The organism is Pseudomonas sp. Pseusp88 (assembly GCF_047303955.1).
In the GTDB taxonomy this organism is placed as follows: Bacteria; Pseudomonadota; Gammaproteobacteria; order Pseudomonadales; family Pseudomonadaceae; genus Aquipseudomonas.
In genome coordinates, this window is record NZ_JBGLYM010000009.1 from 90,107 (window position 1) to 113,642 (window position 23,536).

21 protein-coding genes and 1 tRNA gene are annotated in these 23,536 nt (G+C 56.8%); 11 read left to right on the forward strand and 11 right to left on the reverse strand.

What is annotated here, in order from left to right:
* Positions 1-211 precede the first annotated feature (211 nt).
* Positions 212-616, forward strand: a complete 405-nt coding sequence (locus ACCD02_RS14225) for a lysozyme inhibitor LprI family protein (protein ID WP_413302701.1) — start codon at positions 212-214, stop codon at positions 614-616.
* Between the two features lie 689 nt (positions 617-1,305).
* Here ACCD02_RS14225 and ACCD02_RS14230 read toward each other — a convergent pair.
* Positions 1,306-2,115, reverse strand: coding sequence for an SDR family NAD(P)-dependent oxidoreductase (locus ACCD02_RS14230; protein WP_413302704.1), 810 nt, complete (start codon positions 2,113-2,115; stop codon positions 1,306-1,308).
* Between the two features lie 131 nt (positions 2,116-2,246).
* Between ACCD02_RS14230 and ACCD02_RS14235 the strand changes: the two genes are divergently transcribed.
* Positions 2,247-2,756, forward strand: a complete 510-nt coding sequence (locus ACCD02_RS14235; RefSeq protein ID WP_413302708.1) for a MarR family winged helix-turn-helix transcriptional regulator — start codon at positions 2,247-2,249, stop codon at positions 2,754-2,756.
* An 864-nt stretch (positions 2,757-3,620) separates the two neighbouring features.
* Here ACCD02_RS14235 and ACCD02_RS14240 read toward each other — a convergent pair.
* The 3 genes from ACCD02_RS14240 to ACCD02_RS14250 are packed head-to-tail and all read right to left on the reverse strand — an operon-like array spanning position 3,621 to position 5,661.
* The gene (locus tag ACCD02_RS14240) at positions 3,621-4,244 is read right to left on the reverse strand and encodes a hypothetical protein (protein ID WP_413302711.1); all 624 of its coding nucleotides are present in this window, start codon (positions 4,242-4,244) and stop codon (positions 3,621-3,623) included.
* Positions 4,245-4,250: 6 nt separating this feature from the next.
* Positions 4,251-5,285, reverse strand: a complete 1,035-nt coding sequence (locus ACCD02_RS14245; protein ID WP_122552239.1) for an ImmA/IrrE family metallo-endopeptidase — start codon at positions 5,283-5,285, stop codon at positions 4,251-4,253.
* 31 nt (positions 5,286-5,316) lie between these two features.
* Complete coding sequence (locus ACCD02_RS14250) at positions 5,317-5,661, reverse strand: hypothetical protein (protein ID WP_413302713.1); 345 nt, start codon at positions 5,659-5,661, stop codon at positions 5,317-5,319.
* Positions 5,662-5,775: 114 nt separating this feature from the next.
* On the opposite strand from ACCD02_RS14250, the gene ACCD02_RS14255 reads away from it, so the two are divergent.
* Positions 5,776-6,339, forward strand: coding sequence for a sce7726 family protein (locus ACCD02_RS14255; protein ID WP_057403412.1), 564 nt, complete (start codon positions 5,776-5,778; stop codon positions 6,337-6,339).
* Here ACCD02_RS14255 and ACCD02_RS14260 read toward each other — a convergent pair.
* Positions 6,320-7,345 (reverse strand): beta family protein, encoded by a 1,026-nt coding sequence (locus ACCD02_RS14260; protein ID WP_163020930.1) that lies wholly within the window; start codon positions 7,343-7,345, stop codon positions 6,320-6,322. The two genes, ACCD02_RS14255 and ACCD02_RS14260, sit on opposite strands and share 20 nt — an antisense overlap.
* A 175-nt stretch (positions 7,346-7,520) precedes the next feature.
* Positions 7,521-7,796 carry a helix-turn-helix domain-containing protein gene (locus ACCD02_RS14265; RefSeq protein WP_413302716.1) on the reverse strand — a complete coding sequence of 92 codons (276 nt, stop codon included), beginning with the start codon at positions 7,794-7,796 and terminating at the stop codon, positions 7,521-7,523.
* A gap of 100 nt (positions 7,797-7,896) precedes the next feature.
* On the opposite strand from ACCD02_RS14265, the gene ACCD02_RS14270 reads away from it, so the two are divergent.
* Complete coding sequence (locus ACCD02_RS14270) at positions 7,897-8,436, forward strand: hypothetical protein (protein WP_413302718.1); 540 nt, start codon at positions 7,897-7,899, stop codon at positions 8,434-8,436.
* Between the two features lie 237 nt (positions 8,437-8,673).
* Here ACCD02_RS14270 and ACCD02_RS14275 read toward each other — a convergent pair whose 3' ends face one another.
* From ACCD02_RS14275 to ACCD02_RS14285, 3 genes are all read right to left on the reverse strand, one after another.
* The gene (locus tag ACCD02_RS14275; RefSeq protein ID WP_413302721.1) at positions 8,674-9,693 is read right to left on the reverse strand and encodes a phospholipase D-like domain-containing protein; all 1,020 of its coding nucleotides are present in this window, start codon (positions 9,691-9,693) and stop codon (positions 8,674-8,676) included.
* Positions 9,694-10,107: 414 nt separating this feature from the next.
* Positions 10,108-11,310, reverse strand: coding sequence for an integrase (locus ACCD02_RS14280; protein ID WP_413302724.1), 1,203 nt, complete (start codon positions 11,308-11,310; stop codon positions 10,108-10,110).
* Positions 11,311-11,415: 105 nt separating this feature from the next.
* Positions 11,416-11,492, reverse strand: a tRNA-Arg gene (locus tag ACCD02_RS14285).
* 419 nt (positions 11,493-11,911) lie between these two features.
* On the opposite strand from ACCD02_RS14285, the gene gabD reads away from it, so the two are divergent.
* The 3 genes from gabD to ACCD02_RS14300 all read left to right on the forward strand — a co-directional run bounded on the left by gabD (position 11,912) and on the right by ACCD02_RS14300 (position 16,359).
* Positions 11,912-13,354 (forward strand): NADP-dependent succinate-semialdehyde dehydrogenase, encoded by a 1,443-nt coding sequence (gene gabD, locus ACCD02_RS14290; protein ID WP_413302727.1) that lies wholly within the window; start codon positions 11,912-11,914, stop codon positions 13,352-13,354.
* 181 nt (positions 13,355-13,535) lie between these two features.
* A complete protein-coding gene (gene gabT / locus ACCD02_RS14295; protein WP_413302730.1) occupies positions 13,536-14,816 on the forward strand; it encodes a 4-aminobutyrate--2-oxoglutarate transaminase in 1,281 nt (426 codons plus the stop codon).
* Positions 14,817-14,964: 148 nt separating this feature from the next.
* A complete protein-coding gene (locus ACCD02_RS14300) occupies positions 14,965-16,359 on the forward strand; it encodes an HDOD domain-containing protein (RefSeq protein ID WP_413302733.1) in 1,395 nt (464 codons plus the stop codon).
* 269 nt (positions 16,360-16,628) lie between these two features.
* Here ACCD02_RS14300 and ACCD02_RS14305 read toward each other — a convergent pair whose 3' ends face one another.
* On the reverse strand, positions 16,629-17,609 hold the full coding sequence (locus tag ACCD02_RS14305; protein ID WP_413302736.1) for a GGDEF domain-containing protein: 981 nt from the start codon (positions 17,607-17,609) through the stop codon (positions 16,629-16,631).
* A 145-nt stretch (positions 17,610-17,754) separates the two neighbouring features.
* Positions 17,755-18,939, reverse strand: coding sequence for a delta-9 fatty acid desaturase DesA (desA, locus tag ACCD02_RS14310; RefSeq protein WP_413302739.1), 1,185 nt, complete (start codon positions 18,937-18,939; stop codon positions 17,755-17,757).
* Positions 18,940-19,106: 167 nt separating this feature from the next.
* On the opposite strand from desA, the gene dibA reads away from it, so the two are divergent.
* The 4 genes from dibA to cysT all read left to right on the forward strand — a co-directional run bounded on the left by dibA (position 19,107) and on the right by cysT (position 23,530).
* Entirely contained in the window at positions 19,107-21,038 is a 1,932-nt protein-coding gene (gene dibA / locus ACCD02_RS14315; RefSeq protein ID WP_413302742.1) for a phosphodiesterase DibA, read from the forward strand.
* A 295-nt stretch (positions 21,039-21,333) separates the two neighbouring features.
* Complete coding sequence (gene oscA, locus ACCD02_RS14320) at positions 21,334-21,516, forward strand: sulfur starvation response protein OscA (RefSeq protein ID WP_122210745.1); 183 nt, start codon at positions 21,334-21,336, stop codon at positions 21,514-21,516.
* A 51-nt stretch (positions 21,517-21,567) separates the two neighbouring features.
* Positions 21,568-22,578, forward strand: a complete 1,011-nt coding sequence (locus tag ACCD02_RS14325) for a sulfate ABC transporter substrate-binding protein (RefSeq protein WP_413302747.1) — start codon at positions 21,568-21,570, stop codon at positions 22,576-22,578.
* A 130-nt stretch (positions 22,579-22,708) separates the two neighbouring features.
* Positions 22,709-23,530 (forward strand): sulfate ABC transporter permease subunit CysT, encoded by an 822-nt coding sequence (cysT, locus tag ACCD02_RS14330; RefSeq protein ID WP_413302750.1) that lies wholly within the window; start codon positions 22,709-22,711, stop codon positions 23,528-23,530.
* Positions 23,531-23,536: the final 6 nt, after the last annotated feature.

The window sequence follows — 23,536 nt, forward strand, 5'->3', positions numbered from 1 at the left end:
AATTGGTTAGGCGCCTGGCTCGTTGGAGCTGTTTGCGTCTGGCTTGGGAGTAAATCTACGGACTTGTGGTTATCGAGACAATTACCCATAAACTGGATTCATTGTTTCTAAATTAGGGACAAACTTAAATCTTGGGGTTTCCTGAACCCGAGGTCTGACTTAGGCTCGAATACGCCATCACCCAATCCCAGCCAACAATGGAGCTGTTGTCATGCGTCATTCCATCCTCGCCGCTGCCTTGCTTGTCGCTTGTTCCTCTTCTGCCGTGCTTGCTGAAACCAAGAGCTCCCCGGAATACGACGCCTGTATTGACAAGGCCATGGGCGACGCAGCCATGAGCGAATGCACCCGCGCAGAAACCCGCAAGCAGGACGCCCGGCTGAACAAGGCCTACAAAGCCGCCATGGCCGTGCTGCCCGAAGAAAAGAAGAAGCAGCTCAAGGAAGCCCAGATGCTGTGGGTCAAATTCCGCGATGCCGATTGCGGGATGCAGTACAGCTTTACCGGCGGGACCATGGATATGCTCAATGGCTCCAGCTGCGAACTGAACATGACCCAGGAGCGGGCGGATACGTTGCAGTGGTTTGCCGATAATGGGGAGGATTTGGGGGGGTAGTGGTGGGGGCCACGGATGGCGTGATCAACTCCCGTAAGGGCAATTTGCCCGCATTGCGTAGTCCAAAACCGGCACTTATAGTCCGCGCCGTCGCTGGAAAGTCAGCTACAGGGCTTGGTCACCCTTATCAGTAGTTCATAGCGCCGATCTACGCATCTCGGCTTTTCCATTCTCTATTAGAGACTCTGAACTTATGCATACCGAAAATCCGTCCAACATTCCCAATGTTGACGTATCTCAAGCTGAGAGCACAGACCGCTACATCCCCCTGAGCACCAATCTCAGCAGCTCACCCTCACTATTCATCGATACCCAGGCAGACAAACGACCTGCAGGAATGCGCCAGCATCCGCATCCGTGCGGGGACAGATCTGCTTGAGAGCCTGACGTGCATGAGCATTAGTAACACCTGCGATGTGGATTTGCGGCGGGTGGTGAATGCTGCCTACTTATTGCTCAAGGATGGGGTGGAGTTGATGGGGGTGGCGAGGGGATAAGCCTTGAGTCCGGGAAATCCGGGCCGTTCAGCAGACCGCAAAAAGGCTCCGCCTGAGGATTCAGGGCGGGGCTTTTTGAGTGGTCTTGTTGCTGGTGTGGTTTTTGTAGGCCGCTACAGGGCCAGAAGCGGACAGCTACCTTAACGGGTGATGGATCTGGTGGCGACCAACCATCAGATCCATTGCCACGGCTTATCGGGAAAGGCGGTAGCGGGACGCAGGCGTGCCCGTTTGGGTCGCCGCGAAAAGTGCGCCGCGAACGCTGTCGTATTCACTCCACAAATTTCCATCTTCGACTGAAGGGAAGGTAATGATTTCGCCTTGGTCCAAGCCTGCAAGCGCGGCGTCCACGCAGTCTTCGGCACTCATGATGGTGTCTTGCCCAAGTGCCGATAGCGGGATCCCTGAAACGCTTTCCGACCAGATTTCCGTTGCGGTTGAAGCGGGCAACACGACTTGCAGTTTTACGTTTGAACGGGCTTTTGCCAGTTCGTCTTGTATCCCTCTGCTGAACGCCAGTACGTAGGACTTGGTGCCGCTGTAAACCGAACTGATCTCCCACGAATGCACTGACAGTACCGATGCGATATTGATGATGGTGCCCTGATTGCGTGCAAGGAAGGCCGGCAAGACTGCATGGGTTAGCCGTGTGAGGGCGATCACGTTCAACGCAACCTGTGACACAGAGACGTCGACGGCAGTCTCCGCTAACGTGCTCAGCCGGGCGACACCTGCGTTGTTAACGAGCATCTGTACGTTGTCGTCACTGGCGAGCACCTCCTCCACTCTGGCTACATCTGCTTCCTTTTCCAGATCGGCAACCAGACTCCGGACGCTGACGCCGTGCTTCTCTGCCAGCGTGCGGGCGAGCGCTTCCAGCCGGTCACCTCGACGAGCCACTAAAACCAGATCGAATCCGCGTGCTGCAAGGCGATCAGCGTAAACGGCACCGATGCCGGATGATGCGCCAGTAACGACCGCCGTTTTTTTTGAAAAAGTCATAAGGATCTCCAAGGTTGAGTGCTCAACTAAAAAATTGAGGGCTCAAGTTTTATCTTGGCTAGATAGCGCTTGTCAATGGTGTTGTACTCAACCATTATTTCGATATGACGAAAAAATCGGGCAAGTCACTGATGTCTAAACCTTCCAAGGCAGCGGCTGCTGAAAAAAGCCCCTACGAATTACTCGTGTGTACGAATACCGCGCTGCGCCGTGCTGCTCGGCGGCTGGGGAATTTGTATGACGAGGCTTTGGCGCCGTTGGGTCTGAAATCCACACAGGTATCGCTGCTGACGGAGATCATCAGGATGGAGGCGAATGACGGCGGGCAAGCGCCAACATTGCAAGATCTGGCATCCAAACTTGCCATTCAGATATCGGCTCTCACGCATGCTCTAAAGCCCCTGATGCGGGACGGTTGGGTGGAGCTACGCGTTGACGAGCACGACAAACGAATCAAGCGTGCCGTCCTCACTCCGGCGGGGGTTGAGTTGTGGCAGCGTGCATTGGTGTATTGGTCTCTCGCCAACAAGCGCGTCGAAGATGTCATGGGCAGCGACTCGGCCGCCGCGCTGCGGGCAGCGGCTGACTACGTTGCGTCCGACGAATTTCTTTCGGCCTACCGCGCAGAGGGTCAATCGTAGATCTTTCGGCAGGGTTCTCACGAGAATGTCTTAATACGCCAAGCCACCGGCCAAAGCAAAGTTGCTGATTCGTTTATTTGACGAATTGGCGCGAGCGGGAGGGGTTGCTCCTGGCCGGCAGCCGCAACCGCTAAGCGATAGGTCAGGATTGGATGCCATTCCATCCTTCTAAGCCGATGGCTGCCACTATCGAGCTCGAAATAAAGCTGGCCTAAAACAACAAAACCCGCACAAGGCGGGCTTCGTTTGACGCTTCAAGACAGTCCAGGACAGCTCGAAACAGGGAGATGGTGCACCAGGCGGGATTCGAACCCACGACCCCTGCCTTCGGAGTCCTAAAAGTCGACGTTTAGAATCAATACGTTAGCGGGGATTAGCTGGGAAATCAACGGGTTGTGTTAGCTGGGGTTAGCGGGTTTTCGCCTCGGTTAGTGGGGTAAGTGTGGCAAATTTGTGGCATTCGTACGCTATTGCTGCCGCGTGCCCCGCTGCAGTATGCACAGGATTGAGCCAATTGCCCGCTCCTACCGTATTTGTGTTTATCACGAGAGTCGACTTGGGCGATGCAGGCGATCTTCAGGGGGGTGCGAAAAACTCCAATCGACCAGAGGCGCTTAGGCTACTAACTAACATCAACCCGAGACGATCACACTGAAGTTTTTTCATTTGCATGGATGAGCGTATGACTGAGGCTCCCCAAGGAAGCTGCTTAGTTTGTGCTCTCAGTAACACCGGGAGTCCGCCTTAGATATTACGTACGACGCAAACCCACCATATTTCACATATGGGGGAAGAGGTTAGTTAATGACGTCGAATGCAAACTCACCGGATGATGCCTGCGAAACCGGCCTTCTAGCGAATGAGTTACTGAGGGGCGTATTTTCCGCTTGTCTGCTGTTTCAGATGATCGATATAACTTTGCAGTGCATCAATCACGGTTTGCTGCGCAGCCGGAGTGCTTCGACCAAACGAGATTCCGATGGATGTGTCGACGTCCAGCCGATTGCGAACTCTCTCCGATACTTTAGGAAAATCACCGTCGCGTGCCAGCCACAACAGGGCCTCTTCAAGACATAACATCCTGGCCCACAATCCATCTATCATGGGTACTCCATTCACCTTCGATAGCGCAACGAATGCTCTCTTGTCACCGCTAACCAGTGACGAATCCGAACGTTCAGAGAGTGCCGCAAATAGGATGGCCTCGCCGGTGTCGATATCAGGACGATTCAGTTCAAGCAGCGGATTGGCACTCGTGGCAGACACTTCAACTTCTTGAGCTGATGCAATTAGCCGCTTTGCTAGGTCGACAGCATTCTCCGTGCCCAGCTTTTCCAGTGCCTTGACATCATTGGCAAGCCGCAACTGAAACTTGAGCTGAGGAAGCACTGCCACATCTCCGATGGTGCAGCCTAGCAATACGATCAGCTCTTCAATCAGCTCGTACTGGCAAAGCTTGCGGGCGGCATCGCTATCGAGAAGATACAAATACGATCATCCTTGAAACCCCTGCATGGTCAGCAAGTGCTCTGCGCTTTCATCACTAATAGCGTCCAGATCCACATTGGCGATAAGTTTTTCCCGCACTAACGCGACAGCATCAATGCGTTGTTCAATGAAGTTCAGTGCCTGGTTTGCCCTCATCCAGTCATCATGCAGTTTTGCGTAGGATAAAATGAGATGTCCCTGATCGATGCCAGTGGCTTTGCCTAAAGACATCGCCTGAGCTGCCAGTGCAACTGCAGAGGATGCTCGGGAAAACTGATTAACGACATCCATATTGCCGTTGCGGATCATCCTCAGAGCGAGATCATCAGCCTCGTTTTCCTGAGCATCACGCTGCGATTGAGCGCGTCCCTCCAGACCAACGACGACCTGCGTGATTTCCTCATCGATCAGAGCTCCATTATCCTCCACATGGCGACACACTATGTGCGCAAGCTCGTGAGCAAGGACAAACAGTTGCTTTGCATGCTGGGCGTAGTCGTATCCCAGCAAGATGGCTGGCCGACCATCGACCATCACTGCCATCCCCGCCATCCGCTTAGTCTTTTTGGGCAAGTCTTTGAGGAATAATACCGGTATGCCGTGAGCCCAGCAGAGATCGAGTAACCCCTCAAATCCCATAGCGCCGTCGCGCGTGTTGCGAGCCATGGCATTGATGGCCGAGGGGTCCGGCGGTAGCTCGCCGTACTGATTCCGCGTCGCTCGGACGGCAATTCGAGCCAGCGCAATGCCAAGTGCCGCAGAGACATTGAGCTCGTCAGCGGAGGTGTCTGCTCGATGCTTGAAGCTTGCCTGAGGCGCTTGGGCATTTATGGCTAGCTGGCCGTCCTGACCAAAGAATACGTCTAACCCCAGGCGCTGTTTCAGGATGAGGGCGAACTGAAGAGCACCGGCGCTTGTTTTCAGCAGGCTGTTGTCCCACCACTCGGGCAGCATCCGGTCCACGAATGACTTGGGGAAGCCAGCAGCCTGCAGGCTGTCGTAAGCGGATTTAACGGTTATGAGAGCTTTTGCGTCTTGCATATGCAACCTCCTCTAACGCGTCTCCAATGTACTATCTTCCCATGGCAGCACGGTCATGCGCAAAAAGCAGATCAGCCAGACGCTTCGCGTGGTCATCGGTTCCGTCCCAGACCTCGCTGAGGACATCCATCAGTACGGTGCAGTCTCGGGGATCTGGCACGATCGCAACAGGCGACCTAATATCTAAATCTGCATATTTGCATAGATATAGAAGCGTCTTGGTCAATCTCTTGGGCTCACAAAAGAGATTTCTGTAGACCTGGGACTGGTTGATACGAGCAGCTTTTGAGATCGACGCACTCGTTTCGAAGCCTTTTTCAGCGAAATAGGCCCGCAGTTCTAAGGCGATTTGGCGGATTGGTTTATGCGAAATCATGCATTAACTTAGCATAAATTTATGGGCCTGCGAAAACAGGCTTACACATCGTCGAAAGTTCGAAGCGGCAAGACGCCCAATAGGGCATCATTGCGCGTTTTCTAAGGATTAGGTATGCGCGAAACCGAAATCAAATTGGCCCTGACCGATCACCTTTCCCGGGCGGCATCGGTTCCACTGCATTTTCTCGAAGAGGTGGAGATCAATGGCGGTGAGATTCGGGCCGACCTCGTTCAGGTTTCGGACATGCACTGCTATGAGATCAAAAGTGAGGGTGACTCTCTGAAGCGCCTCATCGGCCAAGGGTCGCGCTACGGTCGGGCGTTCGATCAGGTGACTCTAGTCACGGCCGAGTGTCACCTGGATAAAGCGATGCCGATGCTCCCGCTATGGTGGGGTGTTATCGTCGTACCCAAAGAGTCGGGGCGCGCTCTGCGCCAGATTCGCAAAGCTAAGCAAAACAAAACTCATGAACCAGAAGTATTGGTCACGCTGCTCAAGCGTGAAGAGGCACTCAAGATTCTCGAGGAAGAAGGCATCACGCGAGGCTTTAAAAGCAAAAGCCTCTACGTGATTCAAGCCAAGGTTGCTGAGCTTGTGCCGATCAAGCGACTACGAGGGCGGGTAAAGCAGGCTTTGGTCGAAAGAGCTACTTGGATTACCGATACTGTTCTTTAAGCACATACGCGACGTGGTGACTCCAAGCTTCCGTGATGTGGTAATGACCACACTTCTTTAGCTTAATCGCCACATTCGGATCTGCCCTCTGTTCAAGCAAATCATCCCCAAACGAATAGCCTCTTCGTTTGAAGTCAGGGTAGTTATTCACTAGGATCTGGGAGAGCGCTACAGAGTCCGGCGCGGTCTTGCCTGTTGCACGCAGAATCAGCCAGTTGTCATCTCGCGTATAGCGAATCGCAATACTGTTGCTCCGTCGCTCCAAAATCTGCTCGGACCATTCCGGTGATAGCGTGCCGTAATCTCCGTATCCAATCTTCAACGCAGGCACGCTGGCGGAGAGTGCCTCCCAGAACTTCCAGTCGTTTCGTTCAAATTTCCCGGATCCCGTTTTCACCGATGCGAGGCTTGCGGGGAACGCACCGGAAATCAAATGGACGCTAGAATACCCAATCCCGGACAGCAACTGCATGGTCACCCCAAAAGCCTGTACGTCGGCAGGAGCCCAACCCTTGGGGCTGACCCCGAGATCAACGAATAGCTCAGCTTTACGACCTGCCGCTTTGAGGGTTGCCAGGCTACCGGCCACCATTTGGAACACCTGCGGGCTCAGCTGAAAAGAACTCAGCCGAATACGAATCGCCACCGACGGAAAAGTGGCCGTGACCTGTAAAAACGGAGCTCCCAGACCTGCGAGGTACGCTGGACCGATCACTGGTGATACCGGCAATTGGGCAGTTGCAGCGACCTGGAGAAAGGCCATCAGCTCGGCTTGACGCTGTGCAGTCAAATCCCCGCTAGGATTAGAGTAATCCACGTACGTTTCATGCGGCCAGATCGTGTGCAGATTCTTTATGAGATTTGTATGCTGATCGCTCGTCCGAGCCTCAATGCACGGCTTTACTCGCGGCAATAAGGCAGCATCTATCTTACTAAGCGCCACTTGCTCGTATTTTTGCCATTTGATAACAGGGATGTATCTAGGGTGGTTCGAATATTCGCCCATCACGCCTCCTTGGCACTCTGAAAGAAACAGGATGGCTAATCGCCATCCGTGGGCCATCCTACCCGATTGGATCCACGCAGAATGATATTTTCTTTGTAACCCCTCATTGGCAGCGACGCGATTTTTCGATTTCCGTCCCACCATGCTCTTTCGGGCACGAATTTTAGAATATGCACTAAAAGGATGGTTCTGCTGAACTAGGATCGAGGTTGCCAAGCGCTTGCTCGAAGGCATTGGTAAAACTGACCAGGTCACTGTCCAAGACCTTACACAAATCACGAAGCTGAACCGTATCCAGCCGCCTCACCCCTCTCTCCACATCACTCATGAACGATTGCGGTCTCCCCAGCGCAGCAGAGCATTGCGCCTGGGTCATCCCTGATTCAACACGCATGCGCTTAAGAACCTGCAGAAAGATCACGTGCTCGCGTCGATAAATAGCCTTGGTCATAGCCGTGTCCTGGCAAGGTTCGGCTTATCACGCTATATCTGCTTTTGGGATATCTGATTTTCAGTTATTTTGTTTATGCACGTTTGGTTTAGGAGGATGCATGAGACCTATCTGGGAGTTGTTTCGCGTGGCATGGGCCGTCGGTTGTTTGCCGGTGGGTGCGCTTTTTCTAGTCGTGGTGGTTTTTTCTGGCTTCAACCTGCCATTCTTTCTGGGTTTGGCCAGTGGCGAAGAACCTGCAATTCGTTGGCTGTTCTGGGCGTTGGCTCTCTACTTCGCCGGGGGCGGATGGCTGTTCTCCCGTGTCAACCGGAGCTATGCCGCAAAACTGAGGAAAATGGTCGCTGGGTATCAGGCTGAAGGGTTCTTTCCTCATATCGAGGTGTTCGCGAAGATTAATGACGCCTACGTTGGTGTCGACCTGGAATCGAAAAGGTTGCTGGCCTACCCCGTTGGTCAGGACGGTCATCTCTTCCGTTTGGATGAGATTCGCTCCTGGCGCATCCTTCCAGTCGGCAAGAGCAACCATCGATTGGAGCTGTTGACCAGCGATTTGGCTATTCCGACGTTCAGCCTCGCGCTTAGAACGACGGACGTGACCAATACGGAGGCACGGCTGCATGCAATCTTCAGCACTTAACAGGTTGATGGAGCCTTCACTTACCCGTTCGGAGTAGCCCGATGACAGACGTAACTGCAGGCAGTGTTTGGCAGGTAGATATCGCTCAACTGAAGCAAGCCAACGCCACTATGCGTTTGGCCAATCAAGCGCTGGCCTCTGACGATGTTGCCGTCCTATCCACTCTCGGTTTTTCGCTCGCTCAAATTCGAGAGCTAAAACGCAAAGGCGGCTTCAGAACCTCTTCCATTGCGCGCTCTAAGGCATTTCCTTTTTCTTCTTATCCCAGTCGAAGAAAACGTCCAAGGGGAGACACCGGGCGATGTCCGAGTCTTCCTCGGCGTACAGGCTCTTCACCCATGGTCTGATTATTTTGGTCAACTTCGCAGCATCGCTTCTGCTAAAGGCGAACCCTTCCACTTCCTTCAGCTTTCGTACCATGACAAGTGAAGACGTATGGCCGACTGCGTTCTTGAATGACCTGTCCATAAATGGTATCCGCTCGCAGGCCCCGCTTACGGACACGCCCTTATTTGGTGAGTAATACACCGAGATAATCGCCTTATCGGTGGGCAGGGGCTCGTCATAGTCCTCTGGCCAATCTTCGTACCAGTCTACCTGTGTGTTTCTTGCTCCCAGCATACCGTCTCGCTGCGCGTCGCTGATAGCCTCAGCCGCAGCTTCCTCGGCTTCTACACTGGCGTCTAACCGGTGTACCTCAACATAAATGCCGCGACCATCTAGCTCACCTGCTTCAAGTGCTTGGTAGAAGCCTTTGGACAGCTTGGGACGGCTGGCGCGATTGTTGTCCCATTGGATTTGCGCTGCTGTCAGGCGCTCGTCTGTTACTGCCTCTCCACGAGCCCACAGGGCGTCGAACCATCCCTGCACCTCAGCCACCTGCGCACTGTCATCAATCTGCACGCCAGCTTCCTTCCAGCCAGCACACTCCGAACCTTCAAGACCAAGGCCGTTAACAGATACGTTGGCTGATCCAACTATCGCAGCGGTTTCGCTGATTGCCACCTTGGCATGTAGGTCGTCGGCTATCAGTAACTCGAGCCCTGGTAAGCCTAGGTCTAAAAGATCACGGATGACCTGAGGATTGGTACCGCCATTGCCAAGATTGAAAAGAATACGTAAGGAAATGCCGGCCCACACGGCCTCAATCAATTTATCCGCTCCCCGCCCCCAGAAGGCAACAGCAAGCGATACGCTGGTACCGCTCTCGATGAGGCGGCGAAACTGAGCTAGGTAATTCTCTGTAGAGAGAAACATGGGCGGTCCGCGGCTAATTAAAGCGCCAGCTTACAGATCCTATCGCTGAAAGTGACAGAACTGAAAAGCTGGAAAAGGAAGCTGATAAAATTCGTAATGATTATTCACAGGCGTACCAGGATTGTAATAGCTGAAGCTTTTTAAAAAACTAGCGATGGGCGCGCGACGCCGAACCACTAACCGTACCCGGCTAATCGGTCGTCCGGCCGCTTCTGGTCGATTCTATTGAAAAAGTCGGAGATGGTTTTCACGGCAGAAATGTGAGCGCATGAGATTGAAATCTTGAAGTGCCGCACAGGCATCCTGGACACAGATTTCACGTAACAACGCGCAAAAAAACGCTTCTTCACCGGTGAGATTCCTGGCAATTCGAGAGACCCGACTTTTTCAACAGAATCGGCCGACTTCTGCCGGTCAAGAAACACCCAGTGTGCTGGCCTCATCCGACGCACACGACTGGCTCAGCCGTGCGCAATGATGTTCCGTCAGTACAATTACCGACACCGTCGGGTGTGGTTCGATCAAGCAAGCTTGGCCGCCAGCTCCCTCCGCAGTAATGTTGTAATACCGCTTCAGCATGTTCACCTCCCTATGTCCCGTCACGCTTGCAAGCTCGATCAAATTCGGCAGTTTGGTCGCAAGCCGACAGGTCGCTTCATGCCGCAGGTCGTGAAAGCGTAGATTGATCAGGAAGTCTTCCTGAGGCGTGACCTGCGCTACGTCGCAATCTCCCAAGTATTTCAGCCTCGCACGCTCCAGACCTCGCACAAAGGCCTTCTTGAGCGCATCAGCCATGGTGGGGAAGACACGCCCGCACAGCGAGCGCGGTAAATCCTTTAGCAACTGAATAGCCTTTGGTGAAAGCGGGACAGTTCTTGCAAGCCCGTTTTTCGTCGCCGGAAGGTGTGCGGTCCTGCGATCCAGGTTCACATGCTTCCAGCGCGGCTCGAAAATCTCGCCACGGCGCATGGCTGTCTCAATCGCCAGCTGGACGATGGGCCGTATCCATGGATTGTGTGATGCATCGGCGTAGGTCCCATCAGCACGTCGCTCACGAAGCTCTAACGCGCCGTGCATGTATTGCTCTTCAATTGGATCGAACCGTCGCAAGCGCTCGTCGTTATAGCTGGGGCGGCTGACCATCCTGACTGGATTCTCGGCCAGATGAATGCCCCACTCAAGGCGAGCGACTTCAATCACGCATTGAAACAACGCAAGCTCACGCTTTACCGTGTTGCCTTTCCGGATCTTCAGGCGCTCGTCTCGGTAGCGGGCAAAATCTGAAGAGGTGAGGGTCGCAACGATGCGTGTCGCCAGCGGATGACGCTTGAGTGCTTCCAAGCGTTTGATTTCCGAATACGCGCCTTTGTGCTTTGGAGCAATTTCGGAGATGTAGCGATCGATGAGTTGATGAAAGGCAGTGCGTTCAGCCTCGACGCGAGAGACAAAGATGCCCCGGTCGATTTCGCTTTCGATCATGCGTGCCCAGGCTTGGGCATCGGATTTGGTTTCGAAGGTTTTGCGCGGCGCTGGATAGCCCTTAGGGCGAATTTGCGCTTCCCACTGTCCTTTATTAACGGCTGGGCCGCGATTCCTGATTGTTGCCATTTCGACCATTCCCGCCACACTTGAGTGTGGCAAATTTGTGGCAAAAACGACTTTCAGGACTAGGACAGGTTTCTGGCAGTGGAGCTAACCCCTTGTAATACAAGGGATAGAAGGTGGTGCACCAGGCGGGATTCGAACCCACGACCCCTGCCTTCGGAGGGCAGTACTCTATCCAGCTGAGCTACTGGTGCAACGCGGGCGCCATGATACCCATGTCGGCCCAAGGCGTCCATGGCGGTTTTTGTCGGGGTGTTGGGCGGGGCTGATGGCGTGTGATGGCCCCGCCGGGCGGCAAATTGGCTTGGGGCCTGTCGCGATGGCTTTTGCCGGGCTTACCTTGAGGGGCAATTTTTCTGAACGTTACCCACTGACGCCGATCAGAAAAAACAACTGATCCGGTAAAATCCGTTCTTTTTTTCGAACAGGCTATTGTCCTTTACCCCATCAGTCCCTAGGATTCGTTTGAGATTTCAAACGCTCTTGTCCGGTCTTTGTGCATCTATATGCGGGGCCTGGCGGATGTTTTCCTTAGTGGCTGCCTCGCCCGGGGCTGCCTGCGAACCCACAATAAGACGCTGCGCCCATGCGCGGTGATGTTCAGGAGGCCGACATGCAGCTCAAAGATTCCCAGTTGTTCCGCCAACAAGCCTATATCGATGGCAAGTGGCTGGACGCGGACAGCGGCCAGACCATCAAGGTCAATAACCCGGCCACCAACGAAATTCTCGGCACTGTGCCGAAGATGGGCGCGGCCGAGACGCGTCGCGCTATTGAAGCGGCCGACAAGGCGTTGCCGGCCTGGCGTGCACTGACCGCCAAGGAACGTGGCAGCAAGCTGCGTCGCTGGTTTGAGCTGATGATCGAAAACCAGGACGACCTCGGTCGCCTGATGACCCTGGAGCAGGGCAAGCCGCTGGCCGAGGCCAAGGGTGAGATCGCTTACGCCGCTTCCTTTATTGAGTGGTTCTCTGAAGAAGCCAAGCGCATCTATGGCGACGTGATTCCTGGCCATCAGCCGGACAAGCGCCTGATCGTGCTCAAGCAGCCTATCGGTGTGACCGCCGCCATCACGCCGTGGAACTTCCCGGCCGCGATGATCACCCGTAAAGCCGGCCCGGCCCTCGCCGCCGGTTGCACCATGGTGCTCAAGCCTGCTTCGCAGACGCCTTACTCGGCACTGGCCCTGGCTGAACTGGCCGAGCGTGCGGGTATTCCGGCTGGCGTATTCAGCGTGGTGACCGGCAGCGCCGGCGATATCGGCAGCGAGCTGACCAGCAACCCGATCGTGCGCAAGCTGTCCTTCACCGGCTCGACCGAAATCGGTCGCCAGCTGATGGCCGAATGCGCCAAGGACATCAAGAAAGTCTCCCTGGAGCTGGGCGGTAACGCGCCGTTCATCGTGTTCGATGACGCTGACCTGGATAAGGCCGTCGAAGGCGCGATCATTTCCAAGTACCGCAACAACGGCCAGACCTGTGTCTGCGCCAACCGTATCTACGTGCAGGACGCGGTCTACGATGCGTTCGCCGAGAAGCTGCAGGCCGCAGTGGCCAAGCTCAAGGTCGGCAACGGCATGACCGAAGGCACCACCACTGGCCCGCTGATCGACGAAAAAGCCGTGGCCAAGGTCAAGGAGCACATCGCTGACGCCCTGAGCAAAGGCGCGAAAGTGCTGAGCGGCGGCAACAGCCTGGAAGGCAACTTCTTCGAGCCGACTATTCTGGTCAACGTGTCGAAAGACGCGGCCGTGGCCAAGGAAGAGACTTTCGGCCCATTGGCACCACTGTTCCGCTTCAAGGACGAGGCTGAAGTGATTGCGATGGCCAACGACACCGAGTTCGGTCTGGCGTCGTACTTCTACGCTCAGAACATGAGCCGCGTGTTCCGCGTGGCTGAAGCGCTGGAGTACGGCATGGTGGGTATCAACACCGGGCTGATCTCCAACGAAGTGGCACCGTTCGGCGGCATCAAGGCTTCGGGCCTGGGCCGTGAAGGCTCCAAGTACGGCATCGAAGATTATCTGGAAATCAAATACCTCTGCCTGTCGGTCTGACCCGCAGAGGTGTTGCAGCCGCCGGGGCGCGAGAGCGACGTTTCGGCGGCTTTTAGTAGCACCCAAAAACCTTTTTGGTGGCCGGGAGGCCGTGACAGTCGATCATCGTATGCTGTCGCGGGCTGACCCCGTCACTCGATCCTTGAACCACGCCGACCGATGAGCGGCGAATGAGGAATACATGAGCAAAACCAACGCATCCCTGATGAAACGCCGCGAAGCCGCTGTACCCCGCGGTGTTGGCCAGATTCACCCGATCTTCGCCGAGTCGGCAAAGAACGCGACGGTAACCGACGTCGAAGGCCGTGAGTTCATCGACTTCGCCGGGGGCATTGCGGTCCTCAATACCGGTCACCTGCACCCAAAAGTCGTGGCTGCGGTGCAAGAGCAGCTGACCAAGCTGACCCACACCTGCTTCCAGGTACTGGCATACGAGCCCTACGTTGAGCTGTGCGAAAAGATCAACGCCAAGGTGCCAGGTGATTTCGCCAAGAAAACCCTGCTGGTCACCACCGGTTCCGAAGCGGTCGAGAACGCCGTGAAGATCGCCCGCGCTGCCACGGGCCGTGCGGGCGTCATCGCATTCACCGGCGCTTACCACGGCCGTACCATGATGACCCTGGGCCTGACCGGTAAAGTCGTGCCGTACTCGGCCGGCATGGGCCTGATGCCAGGCGGTATTTTCCGCGCGCTGTACCCGAATGAGCTGCATGGCGTCAGCGTTGACGACTCCATCGCCAGCATCGAACGCATCTTCAAGAACGATGCCGAGCCTAAGGACATCGCCGCGATCATCATCGAGCCGGTTCAGGGCGAAGGCGGTTTCTATGTGGCGCCGAAAGCGTTCATGGCGCGTCTGCGTGCCCTGTGCGACCAGCACGGCATTCTGCTGATCGCTGACGAAGTACAGACGGGTGCTGGCCGTACCGGTACGTTCTTCGCCATGGAGCAGATGGGCGTGACTGCCGACCTGACCACCTTCGCGAAATCCATCGCCGGTGGTTTTCCGCTGGCCGGTGTCTGCGGCAAGGCCGAGTACATGGACGCCATCGCTCCAGGCGGCCTGGGCGGCACCTACGCCGGTAGCCCGATTGCCTGTGCCGCAGCGTTGGCGGTGATGGACGTGTTCGAAGAAGAGCACCTGCTGGACCGTTGCAAGGCTGTCGGTGAGCGTCTGGTCACGGGTCTGAAAGCCATTCAGGCTAAATATCCGGTGATTGGCGAAGTGCGTGCCCTGGGCGCGATGATCGCCCTGGAATGCTTTGAAGGCGGCGACACCCACAAGCCAAACGCTGCTGCGGTGGCTCAGGTAGTGGCCAAGGCGCGTGACAAGGGCCTGATCCTGCTGTCTTGCGGCACCTACGGCAACGTCCTGCGCGTGCTGGTTCCGTTGACTTCGCCTGACGAGCAATTGGACAAAGGCCTGGCCATTATCGAAGAATGCTTCGCTGAACTGGCGTAAGGCTGCTGTGGTCAAAAATTGACCATTTGCATGAAAAAAACCCGCTTTGGCGGGTTTTTTTCGTTTTCAGACGAGCATTTGTCTTTTTATGGCTGTATCCAGCGCGGAGCATTGGCTAAGGTGCATGCAATGAAGTCGGAGACTCCTGATGAGTGTTGTAGACGTGCCCGCCATACCAAGAGTGTTGATCGCGGAAGCTGATCCGTGGATTCGCGAAACACTCAGTGACCTGGTGCTGGGGGTTTGTGCCGAGGCCGAGCTGGAGATCTGCACAGATGGCCGTCAGGCCGTGGAGTGGCTGAAGAAACAGTTGCCGGACCTGATCATCGCCGCCAGAGAGCTGCCGGTCATCGATGGCTTGAGCTTGCTGCGCGGTGTTCGTCAGCTACGCCGCTCGCCGCCCCTGGCCTTTATTCTGTTGAGCAGCCGCAACGACAGCGCCAGTGTGCGCGAGGTCTTGCCGCTGGCGCCTACGGCTTACCTGACCAAGCCGCTGAACCTGGACGGCTTGCGTCAGCGCCTGGAAGCCCTGTTGCTGGGCCGTGCCGAGCACGCGCCTGGGGAGATTCCGCCCCTGGCTCCCGGTTTGACCCTGAGCAAATTCCTCGACAAACGCCGCGAAACGGCCGACAGCGCGCCGCTGTTTGTCGATGTGCCGCTTGCGCTCAAACGCAGCCAGGGGCCTAACGGCATTGATGTCCACTTGCTCGAACAGGAGCTGCGCAGCGATCCGCATATCACTGCCGTGCTGATCGCTGCCGCCAATACGGCTGCACAGCATGTCGGCAAGCCGATCCAGACACTGGCGGCGGCATTGGCGATGCTGGGCGGGGTGCAGAGCGCGCATATCATTTCTGCGCTGGCGAACAAGCGAATCGCGGCCCTGAGTGACGATGCGCTGATCTTCCATGCCAATCAGTTCTGGGGCCTGTCCCAGCGCACGGCGGAGTACGCCGGGGTGCTGGCGCGCATGCTTGAGCTGGATCAGGACCGTTGCTATTGCGCGGGCCTGTTGCAGAGCCTCGGCGATCTGGCGGTGGTGGGCTGTCTGCAGGAGTGGCTGTTGGTCGGCGGGGTGCTGACCGAAGAAGTGATCGTGCAGTCCCTGGAACAGTACTCGGCAGCCTTCGGTTCGGCCCTGCGCACCCGCTGGCGCCTGCCACTGGAACTGCGCGAGCTGGTCGCGGCGGTGTATCAGTACAATACCGGGATATTCACCCGCGAGGTCCTGGCCATGAACCTGGCCGGGCAAATGGCCTGCCTGGGTGAAAACGAGACCGTGGCGGCGTTGCTCAAGTCCAAGTCGGCCAAGTTGTTGAAGCTGGGTGTTGCGGATCTTGAACGCCTGCGCAAGAAACTCACCGGCAGCACCGGGCCGAGCCTGATAACGCCGCCTGCGCCGTCAGTGCCGGTTGAGGCTGTGCAAGGTGAGGTCGTGGTGGATACCGAACTGGATCTGCTTGATCAGGTGGACGACGAGATTGCGCCGTCGGCGCAGGACAGTTTGCTCATCGATAAACCGTCTTCTGCGGCGGAGTCTTGATAGGCAAAAAAATAGATGAGAAGCCTACGAAGGCGCGAATTGTGGGTTCATTTGTGGGAGCGAATTCATTCGCGAAAGCGGCATTCCAGGCGATGAATATCTATCGGATGTATCGGCCTCTTCGCGAATGAATTCGCTCCCACAAGATTTGCTCCATGCCCCGGTTAGTGTTGCTGCGTGACAGCGCGGCGTCCTAGACGGGGCGGGCTCTCCCACAGAATTCGCCTACACAGAATTCGCTCCCACAGTCAGATTGCCCCTGCACGCCTTCAAACCAACACAATCTGATTCTTGCCCTGGCGCTTGGCCTGGTACATCCCGGCATCGGCCCGGGCGTAGAGGGTTTCCAGGTTGGTATCGTCGCTGCCCAGATTGGTCAGGCCCTGGCTGGCGGTGATGCTGAAACTGATGTCCTGATGCTTGAAGCTCAGGCGCTGGATCTCCCGCTGCAGCCGTTCGGCAATCTGCATGGCCATGTCCGGGGCGCAGCCGGGAAAGACTGCGGCGAATTCTTCCCCGCCAATCCGACCGAACAGATCACCCCGACGCAGCGTTGAGCGGGCGCTTTCGGCCAGGCGCTGCAACACCACGTCACCTTCCTGGTGGCCGTAGGTGTCATTGATCAGCTTGAAGTCATCGATATCCAGCAGCAGGAACGACAGCGGCGTGCCGTTCAGGCGGGCTTGCTCGAACTCGCGCTGTGCGCATTCGAAGAAGTGCCGCCGGTTGCTGCTTTGGGTCAGCACGTCGGTGGTGGCCAGGCGTTGCAGCTCGTCTTCGAGCTGTTTCTTCTCGGTAATGTCTTCGGCAATGCCGACCACGATCAGGCGTTGCCCGGCATCGGCCTGGTGACTGACGAAGCACTTGTCACTGAGCCAGCGTACTTCGCCATCGGCGCGGATGATCCGGTATTCACGGTCTTCGATGGCGCCTTTTTCGATGACGTCGTTGAGGCTGCGTTCGGCGTAGTTCAGGTCATCGGGATAGATGCTGTCGCGCCATTCGGCGTAGTCGGCCAGCAGCAGCCCGGCGGAGCGACCGAAGATGCGCTCATAGGCGGGGCTTACATAAATCATCTTGCGGGTTTCCCAGTCGAACGCCCACAGCACGGCATTGACGCTGACCAGCAGCGAGCTGAACAGCTGTTCACGTTCACTCAAGCGGGCGACTTCAGCCTGAGCATGCATCAGCGCCAGCAAGGTTTCGGCGGCGCCGGGCGTATCGATCAGTGGGGTCGTGGGAAGCGTCATAGGGTTGTTCACGGCACTGCGCTCTTCAGATATGCGGCGCACAGCCACAGCAAGACCCACGTGAGTGTGGGTCATATTCTGATTGGTTGCAGGGGGTGAAGTTCCGGCCGGCGCGCCCGGAGGTGGGGCGCGCCGATCAACGGCATCAAACGGTGGCGGGGCGCAGCGAGTAGGTCTTGAGCTGGTCGGCGAACTCGCGCAGCGACTGGATACCGCTGGCCTCGGCTTCGTGGACCCATTCCTTGATCGCTGCGAGCATGTCGTGGCCGTTGCTGCTGGTCTTGACCCAGATCTGTTGCAGGGCAAGGCGTTTTTCGTAGATTACCTTGAGGGCCTGGCTGTGCTCGAGCATGCCCTGGATGCGCTGGTGGTGGCGGTCATCCAGCAGGCTGGTTTCCCGGGACAGCAGGCGCTTGGCGCGGTGGAACTGGTGGCGCACCGAGGCATCGGCCTTGGCCAGCTCCTGGCTCACCAGCGGCGCGATGACCAGCTTGCGGTACTGGGCCATAATCTGGAAACGGTTGTTGAGGATCGCCATGGCGGTGTCCATGTCCAGATGGCCCTTGCCGGCGACCCGATGGGCAATCGGGGCGACACGGGCGACCTTGGCCAGACGCAGCGCGCTGAGCACCCTGATCCAGGCCCAGCCCATGTCGAATTCCCAGGTCTTGACCGAAAGCTTGGCCGAGTTGGGATAGGTATGGTGATTGTTGTGCAGCTCTTCGCCACCCACCACGATGCCCCAGGGAATCAGGTTGGTCGCCGCGTCGCGGCATTCGAAGTTGCGGTAACCCACGGCATGGCCCAGGCCGTTGATGACACCGGCGGCCCAGAATGGAATCCACATCATCTGAACGGCCCATACGGTCATGCCCAGGGCGCCGAACAGCAGCAGGTCGATCACGGCCATGAAGGCTACACCGAGCAATGGATAAGGCGTGTACAGCTTGCGCTCGATCCAGTCATCCGGGCAGTTTTTGCCATAAATACGTAGTGTTTCAGGATTTTCTGCTTCTGCGCGGTACAGTTCTGCGCCTTTGCGCAGTACAGTGGACAGCCCTTTGATGACCGGGCTGTGCGGATCATCGACGGTTTCGCATTTGGCGTGATGCTTGCGGTGGATTGCCGTCCACTCGCGGGTGTTCTGGCCGGTGGTCAACCACAGCCAGAAACGGAAGAAGTGCTTGAGGCCCGCGTTGAGTTCCAGAGCGCGGTGAGCCGAATAGCGATGCAGGTAAATCGTGACGCTGATGATGGTGACGTGAGTCATCACCAGAGTGATAGCCACTAACTGCCAGACGGAAAGGTCAAGCAAACCGTTGTACCACATAGGCTGTTTCGCCCTCGAAGATGACGCTGGATGAAGGATTTTTTATGAAAAATCTGCAACGCATTATCTCTGAGTCAACGGATAAAACCAGTCGCGTATTTAGATAAGAGTCGCAGGATGTTTCTTACTCTATAATCCGTCAATTTCGTAAGGTTTTTCGCATTCTTATGTCCGATTCTTCACGTGATGCTCTGCGAACGGCCCTTGCTTATGGGGGATTGTCCGTTCTATGGCTGGGGCTTTGCGATCTTCTGCTACCTGACCTGATCCCGGACCCGGCGCAATTGCAGCGCTGGCAGCTCCTGGCGGGGTATTTCTGGGTGGCGATCAGCGCCGTGATGATTTATATCGCCCGTGCTCACCTGCTCACGTTCATGGGGGTCGGCGCGCGCTTGAGCACGCAGCGCCAGGACCACGAGCGCGTGCGCATCGCGACTGCGGTCTTCGACAGTACCCAGGAAGGCGTGCTGGTTACCGACGAGAAGGGCCTGATCGTGCACGTCAACCGCGCCTTCATGGCGATTACCGGTTATCAGCGCGAGGAAGTGTTGGGTGACCGGCCGAACCGGTTCAAGTCCGGTCGCCACGACGCGCAATTCTATGGCGTGATGTACCAGGCGCTGATGGAGAAGGGCCATTGGAGCGGTGAGATCTGGAACAGGCGCAAAAGCGGGGAAATCTACCCGCAGTGGCAGAATATTCGTCGCGTCTGTGACGAAAATGGCCAGACCAGTCATTTCGTTGCGGTGTTCTCTGATCTCACGGCAATCAAACGCTCCGAGCAGGAGCTGCAACAGCTTGCGCATTACGACCCGTTGACCGGCCTGCCCAATCGCCTGCTATTTACCGACCGCGCCGCCCAGGCCCTGGCCTACGCCGGTAGCAGCAAGCGTGGTTGTGCGTTGCTGCTGATCGATCTGGACCACTTCAAGAACATCAACGACAGCCTGGGCCATAACGTCGGCGATCAGGTGCTCAAGGACGTGGCCGAGCGCTTGAAAGGCTTGTTTGACAGCAGCATGACCCTGGCGCGCCTGGGAGGCGACGAGTTCGCCCTGTTGCAGGAGAACTGCCAGCAGGTCATGCAGGCTGCCGGTCTGGCGCAACGGGTGCTCGATGCCATGAAACAGCCCTTCGTTCTCGATAATCACCCTTTATTTATCAGTGCCAGCGTCGGCATCAGCCTGTTCCCCAGTGATGCCCAGAGTGCCGAGCAATTGCTGCGCAACGCCGACTCCGCCTTGTTCAAGGCCAAGAGCGATGGCCGCGAAGGCTATGCCTTATATACCGAAGAACTGACGGCCCATGCCCAGCAGCGGGTCGAACTGGCCAGTGAGCTGCGCCGGGCCATCGACCGGCAGGAGCTGCGGGTGTTCTATCAGCCGGTGCATGACCTGGCGAGCAGCCGCATTCTCGGGGTCGAGGCCCTGGTGCGCTGGCAACACCCGGAGCGGGGCATGGTGCCGCCGGGCGAGTTCATCCCGATTGCCGAGCAGAGCGGTCTTATCGGCGAAATCGATGGTTGGGTGCTCAATACCGCCTGTCGGCAGATGTGCGCCTGGCTGGCGGCGGGTGTGGAGGTGTCGTTCGTCGCGGTGAACGTGTCCAGCCGTCTGTTCAGTCGCGGTGATCTGGACCGGCACGTGGCCCAAGTGCTGCGTGAAACGGGTCTTGACCCGGCTTATCTGGAGCTGGAAGTGACTGAAAGTGCAGTCATGGAAGACCCTGAGCAGGCTATCGAGCAACTGCATCGCCTGCGCGAGCTGGGTATCAGCCTGGCCATCGATGACTTCGGCACTGGTTATTCCTCGTTGCTGCGGCTCAAGCGCATGCCGGTGCAGAAACTCAAGATCGATCAGGGTTTTGTCGCGGGGCTGCCCAGTGACGAAGACGACATCGCCATCGTTCGTGTGATCATCGCCCTGGCCCGGAGCATGGGCATGCGTGTGTTGGCCGAAGGTATCGAGCACGCCGATCAGGCGGGTTTCCTGCTCGCCAATGGCTGCCAGCTGGGGCAAGGCTACTGGTTCGCCCGGCCCATGCCTGCCGAGCAGATCGACTGGCTGCGTGCGCCGGACTTTCGTGAGCCGGTGATTTGAGCCGGCCTATCCCATCTGGATCGGATTGAACACCCTCCGTGGGACCGGCTTTAGCCGGGAAGACGTCGGTACTGCGGCGCTTTTCCCGGGGGATGTTGAATTGCCTTCCCGGCTAAAGCCGGTCCCACCAAAGTAATCAGGCTGTTCCTCTGTCGGGTTTTAATATCTTTCAGTTCTATCTGCATTCTTAAATAGTATTTTTAAGAATATCTGCGTCTCTCTAAGATTGCCTTCACGCCACAAGCAGTTGCCTTGAATCGCGACTGCGGGCCTCTCTATTCGAAGGAGCATGATCATGAGCGCATCTCTACGTAGCGTTGACGGCCAGGACGAAGCAGCCATTCTGCGAGAAATTCAGAGTGCGCTACGTGACCTGCGCTTCGGCGCGGTGGAAATCACCGTGCATAACGCCCAAGTGGTCCAGATCGAACGCAAAGAAAAATTCCGTCTGCAGAACCCGGCCAGCAAGCCGAGCTAAAAAACTAAAAAAAATATAACGCCAACACCGAATTTCCCAGGAGCTTCATTCATGACCATCCGCCGTTACGCATTGGCCGCACTCGCCCTTGCGGTCTTTGCCGGTTCCGCTGTCGCCAAAGACTACACGCTGCTCAACGTGTCCTACGATCCGACCCGTGAGCTCTATCAGGACTACAACGCTGAGTTCACCAACTTCTGGAAGAAGTCCCACCCAGGCGACACGGTCAAGATCAATCAGTCCCACGGCGGTTCGGGCAAGCAAGGCCGTTCGGTCATCGACGGCTCGCCTGCGGACGTGGTGACTCTGGCCCTGGCCGGTGACATCGACGAAATCTCCAAGCTGGGCAAGACCATTCCTGAGAACTGGCAAACCCTGCTGCCGGATGCCAGCACCCCGTACACCTCGACCATCGTGTTCCTGGTACGCAAGGGCAACCCCAAAGGTATCCATGACTGGGGCGATCTGATCAAGGATGGCGTGTCGGTCATTACACCCAACCCGAAAACCTCGGGTGGCGCGCGCTGGAACTTCCTGGCGGCCTATGGCTATGGCTTGAAATCGAATAATGGCGATGAAAAGAAGGCCAACGAGTACATCAGCAAACTGTTCAAGCATGTGCCGGTACTGGACACTGGCGCCCGCGGGTCGACCATCACTTTCGTCAACAATGGTCAGGGTGATGTGTTGCTGGCGTGGGAAAACGAAGCCTTTCTGGCGCTGAAAGAAGACGGCGGCGCTGACAAGTTCGATATCGTCGTACCTTCCCTGTCGATTCTGGCCGAGCCGCCGGTAGCGGTCGTGCAGAAGAACGCCGAGAAGCATGGCACTACCGAAATCGCCACCGAATACCTGAAACATCTGTACAGCAAGGAAGGCCAGGAGATCGCTGCGAAGAACTTCTATCGCCCGCGTGACGCCGAGGTGGCTGCAAAATATGAAAAGCAGTTCCCTAAATTGAACCTGCTGACTATCGACAAGGACTTCGGCGGCTGGAAAACTGCCCAACCGAAATTCTTCAATGACGGCGGGATCTTCGACCAGATCTATATTCCGCAGTAATTGGATGGTGGCACCTGCCCACTAACTGAACACGCGACACTCTTGTAGGAGCTGCCGAAGGCTGCGAACAGGTCTTGAATCCTATCGCAGCCTTCGGCAGCTCCTACAGTACATTGAACCAAGGACTCGTATGTCACGACGCATATCCCCCGTCATACCCGGCTTCGGGCTGACGCTGGGTTACACCCTGGTGTACCTCAGTCTGATTGTGCTGATACCCCTGGCTGTCATGTTCATCCACGCCTCGCAACTGAGCTGGGCGCAGTTCTGGACCATCGTCACGGCGCCGCGCGTGCTGGCGGCGTTGAAGCTGAGTTTCCTCACCGCGTTCTATGCCGCCATCATCAACGGCATTATCGGCACGCTGCTGGCCTGGGTGCTGGTGCGCTACACCTTCCCCGGACGCAAGATCATCGATGCCATGATCGACCTGCCGTTCGCCCTGCCGACCGCCGTGGCCGGTATTGCCTTGACTGCGTTGTACACGCCTACCGGCCTGGTCGGGCAGTTTGCCGCCGATCTGGGTATCAAGATCGCCTACACGCCGCTGGGTATTACCCTGGCGCTGACCTTCGTGACCATGCCATTCGTGGTGCGCACGGTGCAGCCGGTACTGGCGGATATTCCCCGTGAAGTCGAAGAAGCCGCAGCCTGTCTCGGTGCCCGGCCATTGCAGGTATTCCGTTACATCCTTGCACCGGCGCTGCTGCCTGCATGGTTGACCGGCTTTGCCCTGGCCTTTGCCCGGGGTGTCGGCGAGTACGGTTCGGTGATTTTCATCGCTGGCAATATGCCGATGAAGACTGAAATCCTGCCGTTGCTGATCATGGTCAAGCTCGACCAGTACGACTACGCAGGGGCCACGGCCATTGGCGTGATGATGCTGGTGGTGTCTTTCATTCTGCTGCTACTGATCAACCTGTTGCAGCGCCGCATCGAAACCCCGGCCTGAGGAGCG